This is a genomic window from Clostridium weizhouense (assembly GCF_019431045.1).
Classification (GTDB): domain Bacteria; phylum Bacillota; class Clostridia; order Clostridiales; family Clostridiaceae; genus Clostridium; species Clostridium weizhouense.
This window is the reverse complement of sequence record NZ_JAHXPT010000001.1, coordinates 339083-356878: the sequence shown is the minus strand read 5'-3', so window position 1 is coordinate 356878 and position 17796 is coordinate 339083. Positions and strand designations below refer to the sequence as shown.

At 25.5% G+C, this 17796-nt stretch carries 24 protein-coding genes; 12 read left to right on the top strand and 12 right to left on the bottom strand.

Annotated features, from left to right (window positions below):
• Position 1: 1 nt before the first annotated feature.
• Positions 2–1357, top strand: a complete 1356-nt coding sequence (rlmD, locus tag KYD98_RS01685; RefSeq protein WP_219777855.1) for a 23S rRNA (uracil(1939)-C(5))-methyltransferase RlmD — start codon at positions 2–4, stop codon at positions 1355–1357.
• A gap of 64 nt (positions 1358–1421) precedes the next feature.
• Here the strand turns inward: rlmD and KYD98_RS01680 are convergent, their stop codons facing one another.
• The 3 genes from KYD98_RS01680 to KYD98_RS01670 form a co-directional block, all read right to left on the bottom strand.
• On the bottom strand, positions 1422–2582 hold the full coding sequence (locus KYD98_RS01680; RefSeq protein WP_219777854.1) for a site-specific integrase: 1161 nt from the start codon (positions 2580–2582) through the stop codon (positions 1422–1424).
• Positions 2566–2727, bottom strand: a complete 162-nt coding sequence (locus KYD98_RS01675; protein ID WP_219777853.1) for a hypothetical protein — start codon at positions 2725–2727, stop codon at positions 2566–2568. Before KYD98_RS01675 ends, KYD98_RS01680 begins: the two co-directional genes overlap by 17 nt.
• Positions 2728–2931: 204 nt before the next feature.
• Positions 2932–3306: a helix-turn-helix domain-containing protein gene (locus tag KYD98_RS01670; RefSeq protein ID WP_219777852.1), complete on the bottom strand. Its 375-nt coding sequence runs from the start codon at positions 3304–3306 to the stop codon at positions 2932–2934.
• A 198-nt stretch (positions 3307–3504) separates the two neighbouring features.
• Between KYD98_RS01670 and KYD98_RS01665 the strand changes: the two genes are divergently transcribed.
• The 6 genes from KYD98_RS01665 (at position 3505) to KYD98_RS01640 (ending at position 6445) form a co-directional block, all read left to right on the top strand.
• On the top strand, positions 3505–3729 hold the full coding sequence (locus tag KYD98_RS01665) for a helix-turn-helix transcriptional regulator (protein WP_219777851.1): 225 nt from the start codon (positions 3505–3507) through the stop codon (positions 3727–3729).
• 64 nt (positions 3730–3793) lie between these two features.
• Positions 3794–4003 carry a helix-turn-helix transcriptional regulator gene (locus tag KYD98_RS01660; protein ID WP_219777850.1) on the top strand — a complete coding sequence of 70 codons (210 nt, stop codon included), beginning with the start codon at positions 3794–3796 and terminating at the stop codon, positions 4001–4003.
• A gap of 17 nt (positions 4004–4020) precedes the next feature.
• A complete protein-coding gene (locus KYD98_RS01655; RefSeq protein ID WP_219777849.1) occupies positions 4021–4245 on the top strand; it encodes a helix-turn-helix domain-containing protein in 225 nt (74 codons plus the stop codon).
• Position 4246: 1 nt separating this feature from the next.
• The gene (locus KYD98_RS01650) at positions 4247–4465 is read left to right on the top strand and encodes a DUF5348 domain-containing protein (RefSeq protein WP_219777848.1); all 219 of its coding nucleotides are present in this window, start codon (positions 4247–4249) and stop codon (positions 4463–4465) included.
• Positions 4466–4665: 200 nt separating this feature from the next.
• Positions 4666–5769, top strand: a complete 1104-nt coding sequence (locus tag KYD98_RS01645) for a phage replisome organizer N-terminal domain-containing protein (RefSeq protein ID WP_219777847.1) — start codon at positions 4666–4668, stop codon at positions 5767–5769.
• Positions 5770–5818: 49 nt separating this feature from the next.
• Positions 5819–6445 (top strand): ATP-binding protein, encoded by a 627-nt coding sequence (locus KYD98_RS01640; RefSeq protein ID WP_219778007.1) that lies wholly within the window; start codon positions 5819–5821, stop codon positions 6443–6445.
• A gap of 230 nt (positions 6446–6675) precedes the next feature.
• On the opposite strand, the gene KYD98_RS01635 is transcribed toward KYD98_RS01640, so the two are convergent.
• The gene (locus tag KYD98_RS01635) at positions 6676–6894 is read right to left on the bottom strand and encodes a DUF2922 domain-containing protein (RefSeq protein ID WP_219777846.1); all 219 of its coding nucleotides are present in this window, start codon (positions 6892–6894) and stop codon (positions 6676–6678) included.
• Positions 6895–6935: 41 nt separating this feature from the next.
• Complete coding sequence (locus tag KYD98_RS01630; RefSeq protein WP_219777845.1) at positions 6936–7160, bottom strand: DUF1659 domain-containing protein; 225 nt, start codon at positions 7158–7160, stop codon at positions 6936–6938.
• Between the two features lie 215 nt (positions 7161–7375).
• Between KYD98_RS01630 and KYD98_RS01625 the strand changes: the two genes are divergently transcribed.
• From KYD98_RS01625 to KYD98_RS01615, 3 genes are all read left to right on the top strand, one after another.
• Positions 7376–7768, top strand: a complete 393-nt coding sequence (locus KYD98_RS01625) for a cytidine deaminase family protein (protein ID WP_219777844.1) — start codon at positions 7376–7378, stop codon at positions 7766–7768.
• A 150-nt stretch (positions 7769–7918) separates the two neighbouring features.
• Positions 7919–8506 (top strand): flavodoxin family protein, encoded by a 588-nt coding sequence (locus KYD98_RS01620; RefSeq protein ID WP_219777843.1) that lies wholly within the window; start codon positions 7919–7921, stop codon positions 8504–8506.
• A gap of 23 nt (positions 8507–8529) precedes the next feature.
• Positions 8530–9210 (top strand): FxLYD domain-containing protein, encoded by a 681-nt coding sequence (locus KYD98_RS01615; RefSeq protein ID WP_219777842.1) that lies wholly within the window; start codon positions 8530–8532, stop codon positions 9208–9210.
• A 1615-nt stretch (positions 9211–10825) separates the two neighbouring features.
• Here the strand turns inward: KYD98_RS01615 and KYD98_RS01610 are convergent.
• A complete protein-coding gene (locus KYD98_RS01610) occupies positions 10826–11287 on the bottom strand; it encodes an AP2/ERF family transcription factor (RefSeq protein ID WP_219777841.1) in 462 nt (153 codons plus the stop codon).
• 198 nt (positions 11288–11485) lie between these two features.
• Between KYD98_RS01610 and KYD98_RS01605 the strand changes: the two genes are divergently transcribed.
• Positions 11486–11839: a hypothetical protein gene (locus tag KYD98_RS01605; protein WP_219777840.1), complete on the top strand. Its 354-nt coding sequence runs from the start codon at positions 11486–11488 to the stop codon at positions 11837–11839.
• 244 nt (positions 11840–12083) lie between these two features.
• Here the strand turns inward: KYD98_RS01605 and KYD98_RS01600 are convergent, their stop codons facing one another.
• The 6 genes from KYD98_RS01600 to KYD98_RS01575 form a co-directional block, all read right to left on the bottom strand.
• Complete coding sequence (locus KYD98_RS01600; RefSeq protein ID WP_219777839.1) at positions 12084–12605, bottom strand: hypothetical protein; 522 nt, start codon at positions 12603–12605, stop codon at positions 12084–12086.
• 250 nt (positions 12606–12855) lie between these two features.
• Positions 12856–13404 carry a hypothetical protein gene (locus KYD98_RS01595; RefSeq protein ID WP_219777838.1) on the bottom strand — a complete coding sequence of 183 codons (549 nt, stop codon included), beginning with the start codon at positions 13402–13404 and terminating at the stop codon, positions 12856–12858.
• 381 nt (positions 13405–13785) lie between these two features.
• Positions 13786–14229, bottom strand: a complete 444-nt coding sequence (locus tag KYD98_RS01590) for a DUF6790 family protein (protein WP_219777837.1) — start codon at positions 14227–14229, stop codon at positions 13786–13788.
• A 74-nt stretch (positions 14230–14303) separates the two neighbouring features.
• Positions 14304–14531, bottom strand: coding sequence for a hypothetical protein (locus KYD98_RS01585; RefSeq protein ID WP_219777836.1), 228 nt, complete (start codon positions 14529–14531; stop codon positions 14304–14306).
• Between the two features lie 1230 nt (positions 14532–15761).
• Positions 15762–15956, bottom strand: a complete 195-nt coding sequence (locus tag KYD98_RS01580; protein ID WP_219777835.1) for a YvrJ family protein — start codon at positions 15954–15956, stop codon at positions 15762–15764.
• Positions 15957–16399: 443 nt separating this feature from the next.
• Positions 16400–17008, bottom strand: coding sequence for a hypothetical protein (locus KYD98_RS01575; RefSeq protein ID WP_219777834.1), 609 nt, complete (start codon positions 17006–17008; stop codon positions 16400–16402).
• Positions 17009–17269: 261 nt separating this feature from the next.
• Here KYD98_RS01575 and KYD98_RS01570 point away from each other — a divergent pair, with 261 nt between their 5' ends.
• Positions 17270–17512: a hypothetical protein gene (locus KYD98_RS01570; protein ID WP_219777833.1), complete on the top strand. Its 243-nt coding sequence runs from the start codon at positions 17270–17272 to the stop codon at positions 17510–17512.
• Positions 17513–17796: the final 284 nt, after the last annotated feature.

The window sequence follows — 17796 nt, the reverse complement described above, 5'->3', positions numbered from 1 at the left end:
AATGAAAAGAGGTAGTGAAGTAAAGGTTAAAATAGAAAAATCACAATTTCCATCTATGGGAATAGGAACTTTAGAAGATAAAATTATATATGTAAAAAATACTTTTCCAGGTCAAGTTATAACAGGAAGAGTTAAAAAGAATAGAAAAGAGTATTCAGAAGTAAAATTAATTGGTGTGGATGAAAGAGCAGAGTATGAAATAGATGCACCATGTCCGCATTTTGGAGTATGTGGTGGTTGTTCATCACAAACTTTACCTTATGAAAAACAACTAGAATTTTTGGGTGAAGAAGTTAAGGCATTATTTAACGAGGCTGATGTAACTACAGGAGAATATTTAGGGGTTTTAGGTAGTGAAAACCAATGGGAATATAGAAATAAGATGGAGTTTACATTTGGAGATGAAGAAAAAGGTGGAGATCTTTCGATAGGAATGCATATGAGAGCTAAATCTTTTGGAATAATGACTGTAGACCATTGTAAAATAGTTGATGAAGATTATAGAAAAATAATTAAATTAACAGCAGATTATTTTGGTAAACAAGATTTACCTTACTATAGAGTTATGAAAAGAGAAGGATATTTAAGACATCTTGTAATAAGAAAAGCTCAAAATACTGGAGAAATATTAATAAATTTAGTAACAACAACTCAAATAGATTTTGATTTAAGTGAATATGTTGAATTATTAAAGTCACAAGAGTATAAAGGTACATTAGTATCAATACTTCATACAGAAAATAATTCTTTTTCTGATGCTGTAATTCCTGAAAAAGTTAATCTTTTATATGGAAGGGACTATATAAAAGAAACAGTATTAGGACTAAAATTTAATATATCACCATTTTCATTTTTCCAAACTAACACAAAAGGTGCAGAAAGTCTTTACTCAATAGTTAGAGAGTTTATGGGAAGTGCAGAAAATAAAGTGGTATTTGATCTTTACTGTGGAACAGGAACAATAGGTCAAATAGTAGCACCAACTGCTAAGAAAGTTGTAGGAATTGAAATTATAGAAGAAGCAGTAGAAGCAGCAAAAGAAAATGCTAAACTTAATGGATTAAATAACTGCGAATTCTTAGCAGGTGATGTAGCGGAAATAATAAAAACAGTTAAAGATAAACCAGATATAATAATATTAGATCCGCCAAGAAGTGGAGTACATCCAAAGGCTTTAAATTACGTAATAAAATTTAATGCAAAAGAAATAATATATGTTTCATGTAATCCTAAGACTTTAGTTACTGATCTTAAAGTACTAACTGAAAGAGGGTATAAAATAATACAAACCAAAGTGAAAGATATGTTCCCAAATACCCCTCATGCTGAATGTGTGGTTAAATTAATTAAGGAATAGAGCCATTTGTAAAGAAAAAATATTATTAAAATAGTATATTTGCCAACATTTTGCCGACATAAAATTAGAATGTCGGCATTTTTGATATTATTTGGGTTTCAAAAATATTAACGCTGTCTTCTGACATTTTTTTAGTTACATGAGAATATGTATCCATAGTAGTAGCTAATTTACTATGGCCTAACCTTTGCTGAATGTCTTTAACATTTGCTCCAGCTTCTAATAACATAGTTGCATGAGTGTGTCTTAAGGAATGAAATTTAAAATCTATACCTAGTTCATAATTTACAACTTTACTTAAATATTTAAGACTATCTGTTGTTAATAACTCTCCATTTTCTTTTAAGCATACAAAATCATAATTATGTTTAGTATAATATTTACCATATCTTAATTTATTTGATTTTTGATCTATATAAAATTTTTTAAGAAGAAAAATTAGAGTATCACCAATTCTTATTGTTCTATAACTACTTTTAGTTTTGGGAGTACCAAATACCCACTGTTTAAATTCATTTCTATATAATATTTTTTCAACTTTTATTGTTTTAGCTTCAAAATCTATACAATCCCAAGTTAAAGACATTACTTCAGCAGCTCTCATTCCTGTATTAAAACCAATTTGAAGTGGAATATACATATTACTTCCATAAGGAAAACGTTTTAATATAGTGTTAAAATCATCAATTGTTATGATTTTTAAATCATCTGGATTATTAATTAGTTTTGTATTATATTTTGGCATTTGAACAAAGAGCATAGGATTTTCTTTTATAAACTGATAAGGATAAACAGCACTTTTAAATGCACCACTTAATACTCCATATAAACAACTTAAGTAGTTCTTGCTAAAACCATTTCTATATTTCATATTTAAGAGTTCTTGTAATCTAGCAGTAGTAATTTTTTTTAATTTATAAATACCAATTTCAGGTTTTATATGATTTTTAATAAGTCGTTTGTATGCTACTTGTGTATTATACTTACAGTTTATAACTACATATTCTTTAAACCAGTAGTCAAAGTAATCACTAACGCTAATATCATTTTCGGTTATAACACTACCAGAACTTTCGTATTCCAGAATAGCTTTTCTTAAAGCTTCTAAGGCTTCCTTTTTAGTCTTACCACCAGTTCTTTCAATTCTTTTTCTTTTACCGTTTTCTTTGGCAATTTCAAAACTGTAGTACCAATAACTACCTCTTTTTCTAACACTTCCTTGCATATTTCAGCACCTCCTCATTAGATAATGTTCCACAAGTTTTATTATTATTAACATTTAGGTGCTTTTCTTTGTTCTGTGTACAGATATCTTTTATGTAAATAACTTTATTATTTAATTTTATTTTTAAAATATAATTCCATATCATTTCCCAATCCTCCCCTAGGAAAAGTAGAACTTATGTTCTGTAAAAAGTATAACATTTTGAAAATATGATTTCAATATTTCAAAAATAATTTTTGAATAATTTAAATATTTTAGATATAATTACCAAAAATATAAGTTTATTCGACAATAAAAAACATATAAAAAGAACCATAAATTTTTTATGGTTCCTAAGAAATTACTTAATTTATTTGTTTTTAGCATTTTCAATTAGTTTATTTATATCTAAACCAACTGCATCTAATTGTTTAAGTATATTTTTAACATCTTCTGGTGTTAATTCATGGGGGTAATTATTATCTATTTCTATTTCAACAGTTTGATTATTTAAAACACCTGAATAAATTTTTACTCCAGGATTGTCAGTTCTTCCTAAAAGGTAATCTATACTGCAGTTAAAAAAATCAGCAATTTTTATTAAAGTATCATCTTTAGGGAATCTATTTCCTTTTTCCCAATTTGTTACAGTAGCAGGTTCAACATTCATTATTTTAGCAAAATCTTTACTTAATAAATCTTTATCTTCACGTAATGCTTTAAGTCTACTAGCAAATTTACTCATAATATCACCTCCAAACTATATTATAAGCTATTTGCTAATTTATAAATTGAAAATTAGCAAAACGAAAATTTATTTTTAAAAAATTGAAAAAATCTATTGAAATTAACTAAACGTTAATTTATAATGAGTTTAAATTATCAAAAAGTTAATTAATAAAAAATAATTATCTAATTGAAAATGTAAAAGGAGGAGTCATAAATGTACAACAGATTAAAAGGTCTTATGACAGAAAAAAATATTACTCAAAATGAATTATCCAAACTTCTTGAAATATCAATAAGTACATTAAATTTCAAAATAAATGGAAAATCTGATTTTAGTATAAAAGAGGCTAAAAAGGTTTCAAAATTCTTTAATAAGCCTATTGAAGAAATATTTTATACAAATGAAGTTAGTAGAATTACTTCTAATTGTAATATGTAGTTAAGTTATGAAATTGAATGCTTTTATGTTAGGAGTTTAAAAACTATCATGGAGGCTGCTTACAATGAATGAAATTTTAAATATAAAAAAAATTAGAAAAGAACGAAATTTAACAGTTTCACAACTTTCATATAAGAGTGGTGTGAGTAGAGGATATATTACAGAACTTGAAAATGCTAAATATGAAAATCCGAGTTTGCAAATTATATGTAGTTTGAGTAGAGCCTTAAGGGTAACACCAAATGATTTAATAGATAAAAGGTTATGGGAATAAAATTAGGGGGTATGGTTATGGAACCAGTTTTATATACTGTTTCAGAGGCAGCAGAATTATTAAAAGTAAATAAAAATTCAGTTTATGATTTATTAAAGCATAATGTGATTAAAGGACTTAAACTTGGAAGTTTAAAAATAACAAGATATGAACTTTTAAAATTTTTAGAAGAGAATAATGGCATGGATCTATCAAATTTAAAAGAAATTAAAGAATTATCTTTTGAAAAAGGAGAAAGTTAATTTGAAATCAGGGATATTAAAACACAATAAAAGTGGCAGATATGAAATAGATAATAGTGTATATTTTACATCCGGTGATTCAATAGAAATATTTAAAGATAATGAATGGATTAAGGGAAGAATTGAATATTCTCATGATGAATTAGATTATTATTTTATAAATGAATCTAAAGGATTATATATTTATTTTTTAACTGGATTAAAAGCAAGGTGTAATTAGTTTATTAACTTAAAATTAGATAATGTGAACAGTTTAAATAAATTAAAAAATATATAAATAGGTGCTTTAGAAAGAGAGTTTTAAAATGGATTTTAATATTTTTAAGTGCTATATAAATATTTGTATTTTTATGAATTTTATTCCTTAATGGAAGGGGTTAGAGAAGTTTAGATTATTTTGTTTATGGGAAGGTGAGAATAATGGCAGATATTAAATGGATTAAGATAACTACAAATATGTTTGAAGATGAGAAAATTAGATTAATAGATGCAATGCCAGAAAGAGATACTATTCACTATATATGGATAAGGCTTTTAGTGCAAGCTGGTAAAAACAATTCAAATGGCCTTATATTTTTAAGTGAAAATATTCCATATACTGAAGAAATGTTATCTACAATATTTTGTAGACCACTTACTTCTATTAGGCTTGCCTTAAAAATATTAAGAGATTTTGGGATGATAGAAGTAGATGAGGACAATCTTATTAAAATTACAAATTGGGAAAAGCATCAAAATGTTGAGGGAATGGAAAAGGTAAGGATCCAAAATAAAACTAGAGCTAAAAAGTTTAGGGAAAAGAAAAAGTTACTTAAAGAAGGTAGTGATAATGATGCACAAGAAAAGGAAGATGTTTTAGAACAAAAAGAAGATGTTTTAGAAGAGGAAGAAAATAAGTCTGTCCAAAATTCAGAAAATATAGAGCATAACGTTACTGAAAAAAAACGTAACGTTACTCAAAATAAAAATAACGTTATGGTAACGGAACAGAATAAGAGAGAGAATGAGAAAGAGAAGAAGAATAAGAACTCTATCGTAGATAGAGAGAAAGAGAGTGATAGTACTGGAGATATAAATATAAAAGATTTATATCCTGGAGATTTAGAATCTCACTCTCTAATTGGAGAATCATCGGAATTAAATAATACCTCTTCTGAGGAAAATCAAAAAGAAAATATTAATATTAAAGCAATTGAGCTATTAAAGTATCATGAACAGATAACTGGAATAGTAGGAGGTCTTAATTTAGGACCTATAAAATTAGCTATTTCAATGCATGGATTTGAGAATGTAAAGATGGCTATTAATAAAGCTATTGAAGTTAATAAACCTAATATGACATACATTAATGGCATACTTAAAAACTGGAGAAGAGAGGGATATCCAAAGGAAAAGGAGGGAGTTTTAAATGGAACTAGGGGTAATGAAAAATCAAATTCAAATGGATTTAAGAACTTCAAGCCTAAAAAGCCAAAGAACCTTAGAGAAAAAGAGTCAAAATCGAATAAAGAAAACCTTATATAAATGTGATAAATGCAAAGATACAGGGTGGATTCTTATTCCTCAAGAACATATGCAGCCACTTGCCGTTAGTTGTGAATGTAGAAAAATTGAAAAATTAAAGAATGAGTGGAAATCATCTGGTATTAATACAGAAATGAGTACACAAACCTTTTCTAATTTTGAAGTTTGGAATGAAAGTTCAGAGTTTGCTAAGGAAGTAGCAATAGCATTTTATAATGACTTTAAAAATATAAGAAACAATAGACAAAATAGTATTTTATTTTGTGGCCAAGTGGGAAGTGGAAAAACGCATCTTTCAGTAGCTCTTGGAATTAACCTTCTTGATAAAAAAATTAAGGTTGTATATATGTCATATAGAGATGTTTTAACAAAAATAAAAAGAAATATGCTTGATGATGAATACTATACAAAAATAATTTCAAAATACCAAACATGTGATGTTTTACTTATTGATGATTTATTTAAAGGAAAAGTTAATGAGAGTGATATTAACATAATGTTTGAAATAATAAATTATAGATATTTAAATCATCTACCAGTTATAATAAGTACTGAATTTACAGTAGATAGATTACTTTATTTTGATGAGGGGATAGGCTCTAGGATTTATGAAATGTGTAAAGATTATGTGGTGGAGATAGAGAAGAGCCAAGAGAATAATTATAGATTAAGGTGAGGATTAAATAAGGTTTAGGATAATGAAAGGTGAACCGTATCATAAATAAAATACAAATTTTGATTATTTATAAAATATAAAGTTTAACTTTAAATGATAATATATTAAATATAATTTTTAGATATTACAAGGAAATAAAATTAACTAATATAACAAAACACCCATGTATAAATAATTATGCATGGATGTTTATATTATAAAAGAAAGAGTTTTTTATTATGAAAGAAATATTATTTTAAATCAAATTTTGTTATAGCTCTGTGTGTTATTTGAGCAGAATCAATTGCTTTTAATAATCCACCATTAACGAAAAAGACTTCTTTTTCGATTATAAGGTTCATTAATGCTTTAACTTTATCTGCATCAATATCTTCTTTAACTCCATTTATAGTTATTGAAGTCTTTTTACCTGTTTGTGTTAAAAATGCCATTGTTAAAATATGCTCCATTTAGTATAACCCCCTTTTTTATTAATTATTGCTTATTGTTTTTAAGCTTTCATTAGCTTAGATGATACAGTGATGAAAGTAGATCTAGTTTCACCATCCATAATGTCTTTAATAGCTTGAGCTACATCATAGACATTTTCTTCAGATGCATCTTCTTTTACACTAGAAAAGTTCTTTTTTGTAAATACTGGATCACCACTTTTATCAACACCTTTTTGAATTTCAATGCTCATGATAGTGTCTTTTACAAATTTGTTTATAGCCATTAGTTTAACCCCCTTTAATTTGATTTCACATAGGATATATGTTTTAGAATTAAGAATTACAAGATTAGAAGAAAAAAATTATATATTTTTTTATAATATGTAAAGTTGTAGTCATTAGTAAAATACTCTTAAAAGATTTATAAGGGTGTATTTACAAAATATGATATAATTAACCAAAAGATAAATAGTAATTTGTAATATATTAGGAGGTAAATATGGAACTAATATGGGAAAAACTTTATAGAGAAGCTATGAATGTAATAAATCCACATGAAGTTTCAAGTAATATGTGGGTTGGAAGCGTTGCTTCAGCTATATTAACAAAAAAAGGCAATGTTTATACAGGTATCTGTGTAGATACAAACAGTTCATTAGGAATGTGTGCGGAGAGAAATGCTTTATCAACAATGCTAACTCATGGAGAAAATGAAGTAGAGAAAGTCGTTTCTGTCTATAAGGATGGAAAAGTGATACCTTCTTGTGGTGCATGCAGAGAATTTATGATGCATCTTGGAAAAGATGCAGATAGTATTGAAATGTTACTTGATAATAAAGGGAAGACAATCAAGCTAATTGAATTACTTCCAGAATATCCGAGATATAAATAACTTTATTACATCTGAATAATAAGGTTATTTTGACAGGAGGATTTTAAATGAATATTGACCTTTGGATTGCAATAGGTGCTACTTTTTTATGTAAATTTAATGAAGTGAAATATAGGAGTTTATAAGAAGTGAAATATAGGAGTTTATAAGATGAGGGAAAGATGGATTGTAGTAATTGGTAGCCCTCGAAAGGGACAAAATACAGATTTAATAGTAGATTATGTAGTTGAAGGATTAAATAGAAAAGATATTAGAGTAGATAAATTTTTTTTAAAGAGTAGTAATATTTCAACTTGTACAGGCTGTGAATGTTGTATAAAGACAGGAATTTGTAATATTAAAGATGATATAACTGAAATTATAGATAATATGAAAAAGGCAGATGGATATATATTTGCTTCTCCATCATACAATTATAATATGACTGCACAAATGAAGTGCTTATTAGATAGAACATTTTGTTTAAATGATTATACTAATGGATGGGAAAGTAGGATTTCAGCAGATAAAAAAGCAATCATTATTGGTGTTTGTGCAGGTAAAACTAAAGAATCTATGGGATATACAGTAGAAGGTATGATTAAGCCTCTTTCTGAATTAGGTGTAAAAATTATTGATGTAATAGAGTATTATAATACTAAGTATATACCAGTTAGCGATAATGTTAATATTAGAGAAGAAATAATTGAACGAATAATAAATAACGATAAATTTAGTAATATATGTTACAAAAAGTAAAAGAAAATTAAGGGAGAATAATAATGGGGGAAAACAAAAAAAATAAAATCAATCTAAAAGCTATTTTTTCTAGTAAAAAAAATATAGCTATTGCAATTGTTGTATTTATAATTATTTGTGGTGGCACATTTGGATATTTAAAGTATGACAATAATAGATATCAAACAGGACAAGGATTAACAGATAAGGAAAAAAGGGAAAATATAGAAGACTTAGTTAAAAAAGAGGATTATGAAGGTGCAAACACTTTAGCAGAGAATTACTATTACTATGATAAAAATATCGATAATTTAAAAGATTACAATCTTAATATAAAAATATGTAAAGAAAAAAAGTTGAAATCTTTTGATGAAGCTGAAGATTTTAAACAAAAAAGTATGTTTAATAGTAAACCAAGTATACCTATAGTTAATGATGAAATAAAACCACCAGTAATTGAAAAATTTGATATTGTTTCGCAAGATGATAGAAATATGTGGTTAGAATTACAAGTAACAGTAACTAATCCTAATAAAAATAAGACTATAGATTATATAGAAATTGGATTTGATTTTTTAGATAGTAATAAAAATCTTGTAGATACAAATTGGACAAATGATACTAACATACAACCTAATTCTAGAAGAATAATTACTAAAAGTATAAAAAATAATAATAAAGGACTTACAATAACTCCTAAAATTATAAAATATACAAGTAATTAATAAAGTAACAATTAAATATGATATAAGAAGTTTAACTTAACTTTTAAGATCCTAAAATATGGTCTAACTATATAGAATATGAAGATTTTTTTCTATAATCTTTTTAAATACAAATCATCTTATATAAAGGCAAGTCTACTTCCGGCAAACAAGACGTTATCCCGTAAATGATACAAGCCTAAACAGGCTAGTACACTTCGGGAAACTTTGTTTACCTAAATAGACATGCCTATATTCTTGAATACAATAGATATCCTTTAAGATAAAAAAATCCTAATTTATAAACTTAGTTAGTTTATAGATAATATTCTGGAAGAGGAATAAAACAACCAGGAGATAGAACATCCAAGCCACTCATACTTCATTTATGGATATTCTATCTCCAATTTGTTCTATTCCTATGTAGTTAATTTATAGATGTTAGGTATAAGAGCTGCAGCTAAAGCAGTAGTAATTTTAAGAGCAGCTCCTATACTATCTAAGCTATTCTCTGGGGTCAAGGTAGGGTATGGACTAACTTAATCAAAAGTATCAAGTATATTTATATTTTTAAAGTTTATATTACCTTTTCATTAATCTAGTCCAACCCATGAATATAATTAGGCAGATGCCTAAAACTCTTTTTTTAGGGCATAAGTTAAACCTAATGGACAGGCAACGCGCTAGTCCATTAGGCATTAACCTATGCCTATTGTATTTTTAGATGTTCTTTTATTTTATAGATGAATTAGTAGATAAGATAATATTTTTATTAAAGACAATTTTAGATTTTATCTAATAATATTTTAAAGTTAATTTATTTAGATATCATAAGTAGTAATAAGAATATCAATAAGTGTATTATTAAGTATATGTTATAGGTATTTTTATTAAATCGATTACTTCTATACTGTATATACTAGAAACTTTAATTAATACTGGCACCTATCCATCACCCAAAATAGTACAGGTCATTAGCTATAAATTCTAAGCATCTTAATGTTTTACGGCAAGCTCCAACCATTAATCTACTAAGAATTTCTACGCATAAGACTAGTCCTATATTTGGGTACCCGATTGGGGTGCTGAATGTATAAGAGCTACCTAAAGAAGAGGTGCTAAAGAAGAATAGCACCTATACATTCTATCTTAGATTTGTATAAGAGTTGCTATGCTAAAGCAGTAGGAATAATAAGAGCAGCTCCTATACTTATTATAGATGTACTGGAATTTATTCGATAAAGGATGATTAATCTTGATGCACAACATTAACCATCCTTTAACGAATACAGATGGTATTAAAAATTTTTACCACCACTTATTATATTGTAATTTCAGATATTTTAGATTTTTAAATATTCTTTTAAAATAACACTCTAAAAAATTCGATAAATTGATAGCACTAAATTTAACGAATTTTTAGAGTGTTTATATTTTCTAGATATACCCCGACCACCACCCCTTATTTAATATATTATTATCTGTAGTTTGAAAAGCAAAATTATATCATAAAAAAAGTTAATAATGTCAAGGAGTTAGGGTTGTGGGGCAGATTGACATTATTAATTTTTTATAATACTTTTGTAGCTAGGTCAAACATACCTAAGGCTTGTCCTTATAATTATGTGGTTAATTTTTAATCATTTTTATTTTTAAATTCTATATTATACCATTTTAAAAAATTTCCATAGAATTTTTTTTCTGCTTCTTTTCTTGCCTTTACAGCATCTTCTTTATTTTTATGTGAACCTAAATTATAACGTTTCCTTTTAAAATTGATATAAGCTATCCATTTATTGGTTTTCTTGTGGAGATATACACCCCGCACACCACTTGTATTATGACTAAATATTTTATTACTTTTAATTATACCTATATTGGTGTTTTTTATAAAAACTTTAGTATTTCCACCATTATCTTTCCACTTACAAAGATTACAATGAGTAACACCATGATTTAATAAAAAATCTGATGGAACATAATATTCTTTATTACCACACTTACACTCACATAGCCATACAATTCCTCTTTTGTAGCGCTTATCTGTTTTTGCTATGACTGTAAGTTTTCCAAATTGCATTCCTTTTAAATCTAACATATTAACCTCTTATTGTTCTAAGTATTTTTGTTCTTTTATATTTTAATTATATCGTAAAGTAATAGTTTTTTAAAATTGTAAACATATAAATATTATTCAGAAAATGTATAGGAAATAAATTAAATGGAAATAATTTTAATAGGGGAAAATATTAAAAGGGGATAAATTTTATTTATGGTAGAAAGGGTGTATTAGAAAATGAGATTTAATTTAGAAACATCAAAATTATTGTATGAAGTGAGATATAGAAATTTAACTTCAAAAGAAAATTATACATATCAGCAACTATATAAAGATATAGATGGAAAGTATTTTATACATTTTATAGGTGGTAAATATAATGAATCTAATATTGGAAATTCTTATACGGGATTTGTTGGAAGAGAGGGAAACTACTTCATAAATGATAAAGAAATTAATTTATGGAAAAGGATTGCAAAACATATAAAAGAAGAGTGTCAAGATGAATGTTCAATAATAGATTGGGAAAAGGAAGAAAAAGAAGCTATAGAATGGGAGGAATATATACCATTAGAAGAATTACCATTCTAATAGAGAAATAAGGGCCATTAGAGCAAGAACTCTTAATGGTCCAATTAGCTAAATTATAAAATTATCACAATACTTTAAGAAAATAAATAAAACTTAAGGACAACCTCAGATCATATAATAATTCACATAAAATATACATTTTCTTAAAAGTGCGCAAAAAAATCGCAAATTCAATCTTTTGAGTAATGCTATTTTATAATCTGTTATTTGTTTTTATTGATTTATAATATAAGAAAATAATATCTTAAGATTTTATGTAATTTATAGTTAATGCACTAATGTTTGCAAAATCCTCATGCCAACCATCATCTTGAGCACCACAACAAAATGTATATTCTCCATTAGAAAGTTCTGATTTATGAAGATTAAAATCAACTTTATAATCATCATGCCAAAGATATTCTTTAACTTCAGCAACTTTTGGTTTTGTAATAATCGTATCACAATCATGCTTTAAATCGTCTTCAGATGTTCCAGTAAAAAGAATTTGTATTTTATCAAACGACTCATCTTCATATATATCCATAGTATCACATTTGAAAAACATTCTATCATTTCCTCTAGTACACTTAGCTATTCTTTCAATAATTTGAGTGGCATCTGTTGTATCAGCTTTACCTTCTGACTCTTTATTTTTGTTCTTTATAAAATCTAATACTATGTCAGTTCCAGGACAATTCCAATGTGTTACTAACTTAAATTCTTTTTTAGAATCTTCAATAATATTATTATTTTTTAATTTCTGTACTATAAAATTTGTAACCATATTACTCACTATCCTTTTAGATATATTTTTAATAAATTAAAATATTTATATCTTATAAGTATTTTACATACTTAATGTAATTATTCCTTTGCTTTATAATTACATTAAGATTTATTATTGTAATTATCGTATTATTCAATTTTCAAAGGATATTTTTCTAATTTATTATGTTAAATTTACAAATTATGAACATAAAAATACTGTACTAGTCTTATAGAACAGTACAGTATTTTGAATTTTTATCTAATTTTTAATAAATACAATCTTTATACAAATGATTTTCTTCTATATCTGGAATATTCCAATAAGCTCTACATTCTGGAATATGTACCATCCAATTCTTACCTATTTTTTTTGTATTAAGTAATCGTTCCTGTTGACAAGCTTGTTTAACTGCACTTTCTGTTAAACCTAAATTTTCTACTATATATTTTATTCCAACCATTTCATTAATCATAAAAAATGTTCTTTTAAGTTTATAATCATCTAATTCTTTTTCTTCTTCTGTAAACTTCTTTTGTGGCTCAAGTCCAAATCTTAAATCTTTAATAGTACTTTCTTTAATAGCAATTTCTAATTGCAATACTTCTTTATTTAAATAATCATTATTACAATACTTTATAATAGTAGATTTAAGATTATTTATTGCAATTAGGTAAGTACATGTTAATTTATTAGATGTAAGTATTCTTTCCATATCTCTATGTGTAGAACATTGCAAATTAGTATTTCTTTCTATCCAACGCATTGTTAGTATTTGCAATTTTACTAATTGTTTTATAATTTCTTTTTTATTCATAAAAACCACTCCTTTTAGTCGGTAACGACTATATATTTATATTATAGCCTATACCGACTAAAAATAAACATATAGAATTGATTATTTATAAAAAAATTTCTATATATAAACTATAGAATTACCACAATACTTTAACCAAATAAATAAAACTTAAGGACAAGCCTAAAGGCATGATTTTGGTTACCACTTGTGCATAACCTAAAATAAAAATATTCAAACTACTAGAGAGCTTTGACCTCTTGAATATTTATATTTTTAGGTGATATAATAGCTCACCAAAAGTATGCATTTTACTAAGTTATATTATATAATATTTAAAATATAAAAAAGACGCAAATTCGTTTTAGTATCATACTGTATTTCAAATTATTATAATAAAGTTTATTTTAGCAGTAATAATACGATTAATGTTAGAGGCATAAGAATATCAGGTATAATTATTATTACATTGCCAGGATTAAAGTTTCTTGATTTAAAAATTTCTTTAATATATAAAATAGCTGCTCCAAATAAAAAAGTGGCAAATGGAATAACTGTAGCTATCCAAAATCCATCTCTAATCCAATAACATAATATACCGGATAAGCCTATTCCTAATGAAACAATTCCAAGTTCAACTTGAAATCCATTTGAAACCCAACCTATTGTTTTAGCGACCTTTTCTCTTATAATAACATGTCCAACAAAATTAAATATACCAAAAAATCCTACTGTAAATACTAAGTGAATTAAACACGCATTGTAAATGAAACCTTGTGATGGATTCAACAGAGTATATATAATACTTAATAACCATCCTATTGCATAACTAATAATATAAATCATATTTCCTCCTATAGTTCTATATAGATACTAATTAGTTAATTATGTCCTAATTATATTACTTTTTAAATACCGCATTATTTATGTTTTAAATCTAAATTTCTTAATATTAATAAAATAGAAAATACTGTTAATAATATAAAACCTATAAATGATAATATACTACTTAAATAATACATTAATGCTCCTAATAGTGTACCACCATTAAATATTGCAGATCTAGAATAGGCAAATATATCATTGTTTAATAAAGCAAGTATAATACTTCCCAAAATACAATAAAGTAATTTAATATTTTTATCCACTATTATATCAACTCCTTATAATAATATAAATTTATTATAACATATATTGGAAAAAATATTATAAATCTAAAATCAAATGGGTGGGTAATAGCTCCTTATTTTGTCCTGTATCTATAAAATTTTCTTTTAGAAATGAAGTGCTAAAGGTAAATTTTATAGATTAAAGGGTAAATAAGGAGCGTTGGAACATCTAAGACATTCTTTAATCCTTAAAACTTTTATAGATTTCTTATTGGATGAAAGTCAATAGGTACTCTATGAAAGTTGAAGGATTAAGAATGGAGTAATTGTAGTAAATCTATACCTATTCTAAATATATAATCAAATTAAATAGGGTGGGAAAGCCATCTATATTTAAACTTCACAAAGTGAATGTTTTTAGATGAGTGTACATAAATTAAGAACATCTAATTTACTCTGAAATTAATATATTAAAACAAGATCCATATATTAGAGCATGTGACCCATCGGGTACCCTAATATAGGACTAGATTAATCCTTGTTAATTTCTTAGTAGATATGAGGTTGAAGCTTGCCGGAAAACTCATAGCTGCTTAGAAATGACAGGTAATATCCTGTACTATTTTGGGTGATGGATAAGGCACCAAAAGAAATAAAATTAAGTGCTAGAAACAGGAGTGTATTATAGATAATAGCAGATATAAAAGTAATACTTTATAAAATAATAATATAATTTTAAACAAAAAGTAAAATAAATAATAGATAGAATGTAAAAAGAGTAGATGTAGTAATAGTAGGTATAGCAGTAATAAATGTAAGTTTAATAGATCATTTAGGCTGATATAAAAATTTATAATTTAAAGAAAAAGATCTAAATACATGAGTGAAAAAGAGAACATTTGCTTGGGTGGGTAATAGCTCCTTATTTTGTCCTGTATATATAAAATTTTCTTTTAGAAAAGTGCTAAAGGTAAATTTTATAGATTAAAGGGTAAATAAGGAGCGTAGGAACATCTAAGTCATTCTTTAATCCTTAAAACTTTCATAGATTTCTTATTGGTTGTAAAGAAATAGGTACTCTATGAAATGTTGAAGGATTGAGAATGGCGTAATTGTAAAGACATCTATGCCTCTTCTAAATATATAATCAAACTACATAGGGTGGGCATTACATCTATAATAAACAATAAAATGATTAAAGATTCTAAATTTATATAATAAAAAAATAAAAGCAATAAACATTACCAATTTAATGTTTATTGCTTTTAATTATGCAACATTATTTTTATCATTAGATTTAGTATCAATAGCAACTCCAAGTTTAGCACTTATTATAGTGTTTAATTTATTAATTGAATTTGATAGATTATTTATTTGCTTTTCTAATCTTATAAGTAAATATGCACTTAATGCTACAGGAAAACCAACATTACCTATAAGACTTATTAATTCATTAATATCCATTAAAAGATCACCTCCTACATAAAGAATATATGTTTATAAGGTGATTATTATATTTATATTATGAATAATAATCTAAATATAAGAAAAAAACTTATTAAAATCATACATAAATTTAAATTACTAAATATATTACATACTTTTAATTCTTTATCTGTTTTATAATTAAGCTTACTATAGAGATAATATAATAAAATTCCTGGAATTATAAGCATAATGATTAAAGAAAATATTGAGTTATTATTTATTCCTAATAATGATGAATACTTAATATCATAAAATTTAATTTTAGCAATGATAAAGTTAAAAATAACAATTGATATATAGGATATATACATAAGCCTGTATTTTAGTTTTATATTAGATAAATCGCAACTTTTTATAAATGATTTCATATGCTCACCTCAGTTTAATTCTTGACATTGTCAAGCAATTTTAAACATAAATTATTGAAAGCCACCTTTATTTAATATGTGATTATGATAATAAGATATAGCAATATCAACGAGTGTGCTTACACATATATTTATATCTGGGTGTATGCTTTTAAGTTCATTTATTTTTCTAACAGTAGAATTGCGAAGAGTATAACTTCTTTTTATATTAGCATCTTCTCCATCAATTGGAGGGGCAGCTCCATTAGCTATAGGAGTTTTTCTATTATCAAATAAATTATTAATAGATGTATTATTATTTGAGTCACTAAAAAGCATTTTATTATTAATGTTTTCATTACTATTATCATTATTTAATAGTAGATTATCAGAACTATTATTAGATTTTGTTTGAGGTTCTGAATGTTTATTAGAATTATTATTAGCAGCTAAATTTGCTAAAGTATCATCAGTTTTATTAGAAGTATTATTGAGAGCTAAATCTACTGTGTTATTATCTTCTTCATTAGAATCAGATCCTGGATCATTATTAAATGAAAATAAAGTTATACAATCTTCACTAGGTGGTACATAGTCAGTAAAACAACATTCCTCTTCATCTTCTTGATATGCTAAATCATTTTTATCTATAATAAATTCCTTTTCTTTTTTTCTTTCCATAAATTCTCACCTCTTAATCAATTTTAAAAGATATATATGTTTGAGCTTCTAAAAATCTAAAATTCTAAAAAATAAAAGAATAAAAAAAGAAAAAAACTTTAGAAGTTTAGAATTTAAGAATTTGCTTGTATAATGCGATTTAACAAGATTTTTAATTTATAATTTCACTATTTTTTATGTAATTTTAAAAATAAAAACATATATCTTATTTGACAATTAAAAATAAAATTGTTAAATAAAATTTTAGGAGTGGATAGAAAAATGGTTAGTGATAAAATTAAAGTTTGTTCAGAAAATAGTGAGTGCTATGATAAAAAGCAAATAGCATTAGCAATAAGAAATGCAACATTTGAAGATAGCTTAAGTTGTTCTTTGCTTGAAGAACGTGTTATAAGAGATTGTGAAGGCTGTTCATTAAAATTTATATGTGATGGAATTGATGAGCTATCAAAAGATTATATTGATCATACTACTACAGTAGTAACTACATTTAAATTTGATTAGTTATCTTTAAATGTTATTAAGGTAGTATAAGGTTAGCATAAGTTAATTGGATAAAGATAAAATTTAAAGCAATTGGAAATCGAATATTTTATAAGATATAAAAAGGATTTTAAATATGATACTGAAATTTTGTATTGTATTTAAAATCCTTTTTTATTATAGAAAATAAATATTTTTATAAAAATTAATAGAGTAGTAAGTGTTAGTTTAAAGTGGGTAAATTATTTAGATGAAGTTTTATTTAAGGTTACTTTAGAGGTTTTAGTAAATGCAATTAAATAGGC

Excerpts from the sequence above, each read along its gene's own strand:
- KYD98_RS01675 (WP_219777853.1), bottom strand. The coding sequence starts at position 2,727 with ATGATATGGAATTATATTTTAAAAATAAAATTAAATAATAAAGTTATT.
- KYD98_RS01575 (WP_219777834.1), bottom strand. The coding sequence starts at position 17,008 with ATGGAAAGAAAAAAAGAAAAGGAATTTATTATAGATAAAAATGATTTA.
- KYD98_RS01630 (WP_219777845.1), bottom strand. The coding sequence starts at position 7,160 with ATGGCTATAAACAAATTTGTAAAAGACACTATCATGAGCATTGAAATT.
- KYD98_RS01610 (WP_219777841.1), bottom strand. The coding sequence starts at position 11,287 with ATGTTAGATTTAAAAGGAATGCAATTTGGAAAACTTACAGTCATAGCA.
- KYD98_RS01595 (WP_219777838.1), bottom strand. The coding sequence starts at position 13,404 with ATGAATAAAAAAGAAATTATAAAACAATTAGTAAAATTGCAAATACTA.
- KYD98_RS01600 (WP_219777839.1), bottom strand. The coding sequence starts at position 12,605 with ATGGTTACAAATTTTATAGTACAGAAATTAAAAAATAATAATATTATT.
- KYD98_RS01635 (WP_219777846.1), bottom strand. The coding sequence starts at position 6,894 with ATGGAGCATATTTTAACAATGGCATTTTTAACACAAACAGGTAAAAAG.
- KYD98_RS01570 (WP_219777833.1), top strand. The coding sequence starts at position 17,270 with ATGGTTAGTGATAAAATTAAAGTTTGTTCAGAAAATAGTGAGTGCTAT.
- KYD98_RS01670 (WP_219777852.1), bottom strand. The coding sequence starts at position 3,306 with ATGAGTAAATTTGCTAGTAGACTTAAAGCATTACGTGAAGATAAAGAT.
- KYD98_RS01680 (WP_219777854.1), bottom strand. The coding sequence starts at position 2,582 with ATGCAAGGAAGTGTTAGAAAAAGAGGTAGTTATTGGTACTACAGTTTT.
- KYD98_RS01665 (WP_219777851.1), top strand. The coding sequence starts at position 3,505 with ATGTACAACAGATTAAAAGGTCTTATGACAGAAAAAAATATTACTCAA.
- rlmD (WP_219777855.1), top strand. The coding sequence starts at position 2 with ATGAAAAGAGGTAGTGAAGTAAAGGTTAAAATAGAAAAATCACAATTT.
- KYD98_RS01660 (WP_219777850.1), top strand. The coding sequence starts at position 3,794 with ATGAATGAAATTTTAAATATAAAAAAAATTAGAAAAGAACGAAATTTA.
- KYD98_RS01645 (WP_219777847.1), top strand. The coding sequence starts at position 4,666 with ATGGCAGATATTAAATGGATTAAGATAACTACAAATATGTTTGAAGAT.
- KYD98_RS01615 (WP_219777842.1), top strand. The coding sequence starts at position 8,530 with ATGGGGGAAAACAAAAAAAATAAAATCAATCTAAAAGCTATTTTTTCT.
- KYD98_RS01625 (WP_219777844.1), top strand. The coding sequence starts at position 7,376 with ATGGAACTAATATGGGAAAAACTTTATAGAGAAGCTATGAATGTAATA.
- KYD98_RS01590 (WP_219777837.1), bottom strand. The coding sequence starts at position 14,229 with ATGATTTATATTATTAGTTATGCAATAGGATGGTTATTAAGTATTATA.
- KYD98_RS01605 (WP_219777840.1), top strand. The coding sequence starts at position 11,486 with ATGAGATTTAATTTAGAAACATCAAAATTATTGTATGAAGTGAGATAT.
- KYD98_RS01580 (WP_219777835.1), bottom strand. The coding sequence starts at position 15,956 with ATGGATATTAATGAATTAATAAGTCTTATAGGTAATGTTGGTTTTCCT.
- KYD98_RS01620 (WP_219777843.1), top strand. The coding sequence starts at position 7,919 with ATGAGGGAAAGATGGATTGTAGTAATTGGTAGCCCTCGAAAGGGACAA.
- KYD98_RS01640 (WP_219778007.1), top strand. The coding sequence starts at position 5,819 with ATGCAGCCACTTGCCGTTAGTTGTGAATGTAGAAAAATTGAAAAATTA.
- KYD98_RS01655 (WP_219777849.1), top strand. The coding sequence starts at position 4,021 with ATGGAACCAGTTTTATATACTGTTTCAGAGGCAGCAGAATTATTAAAA.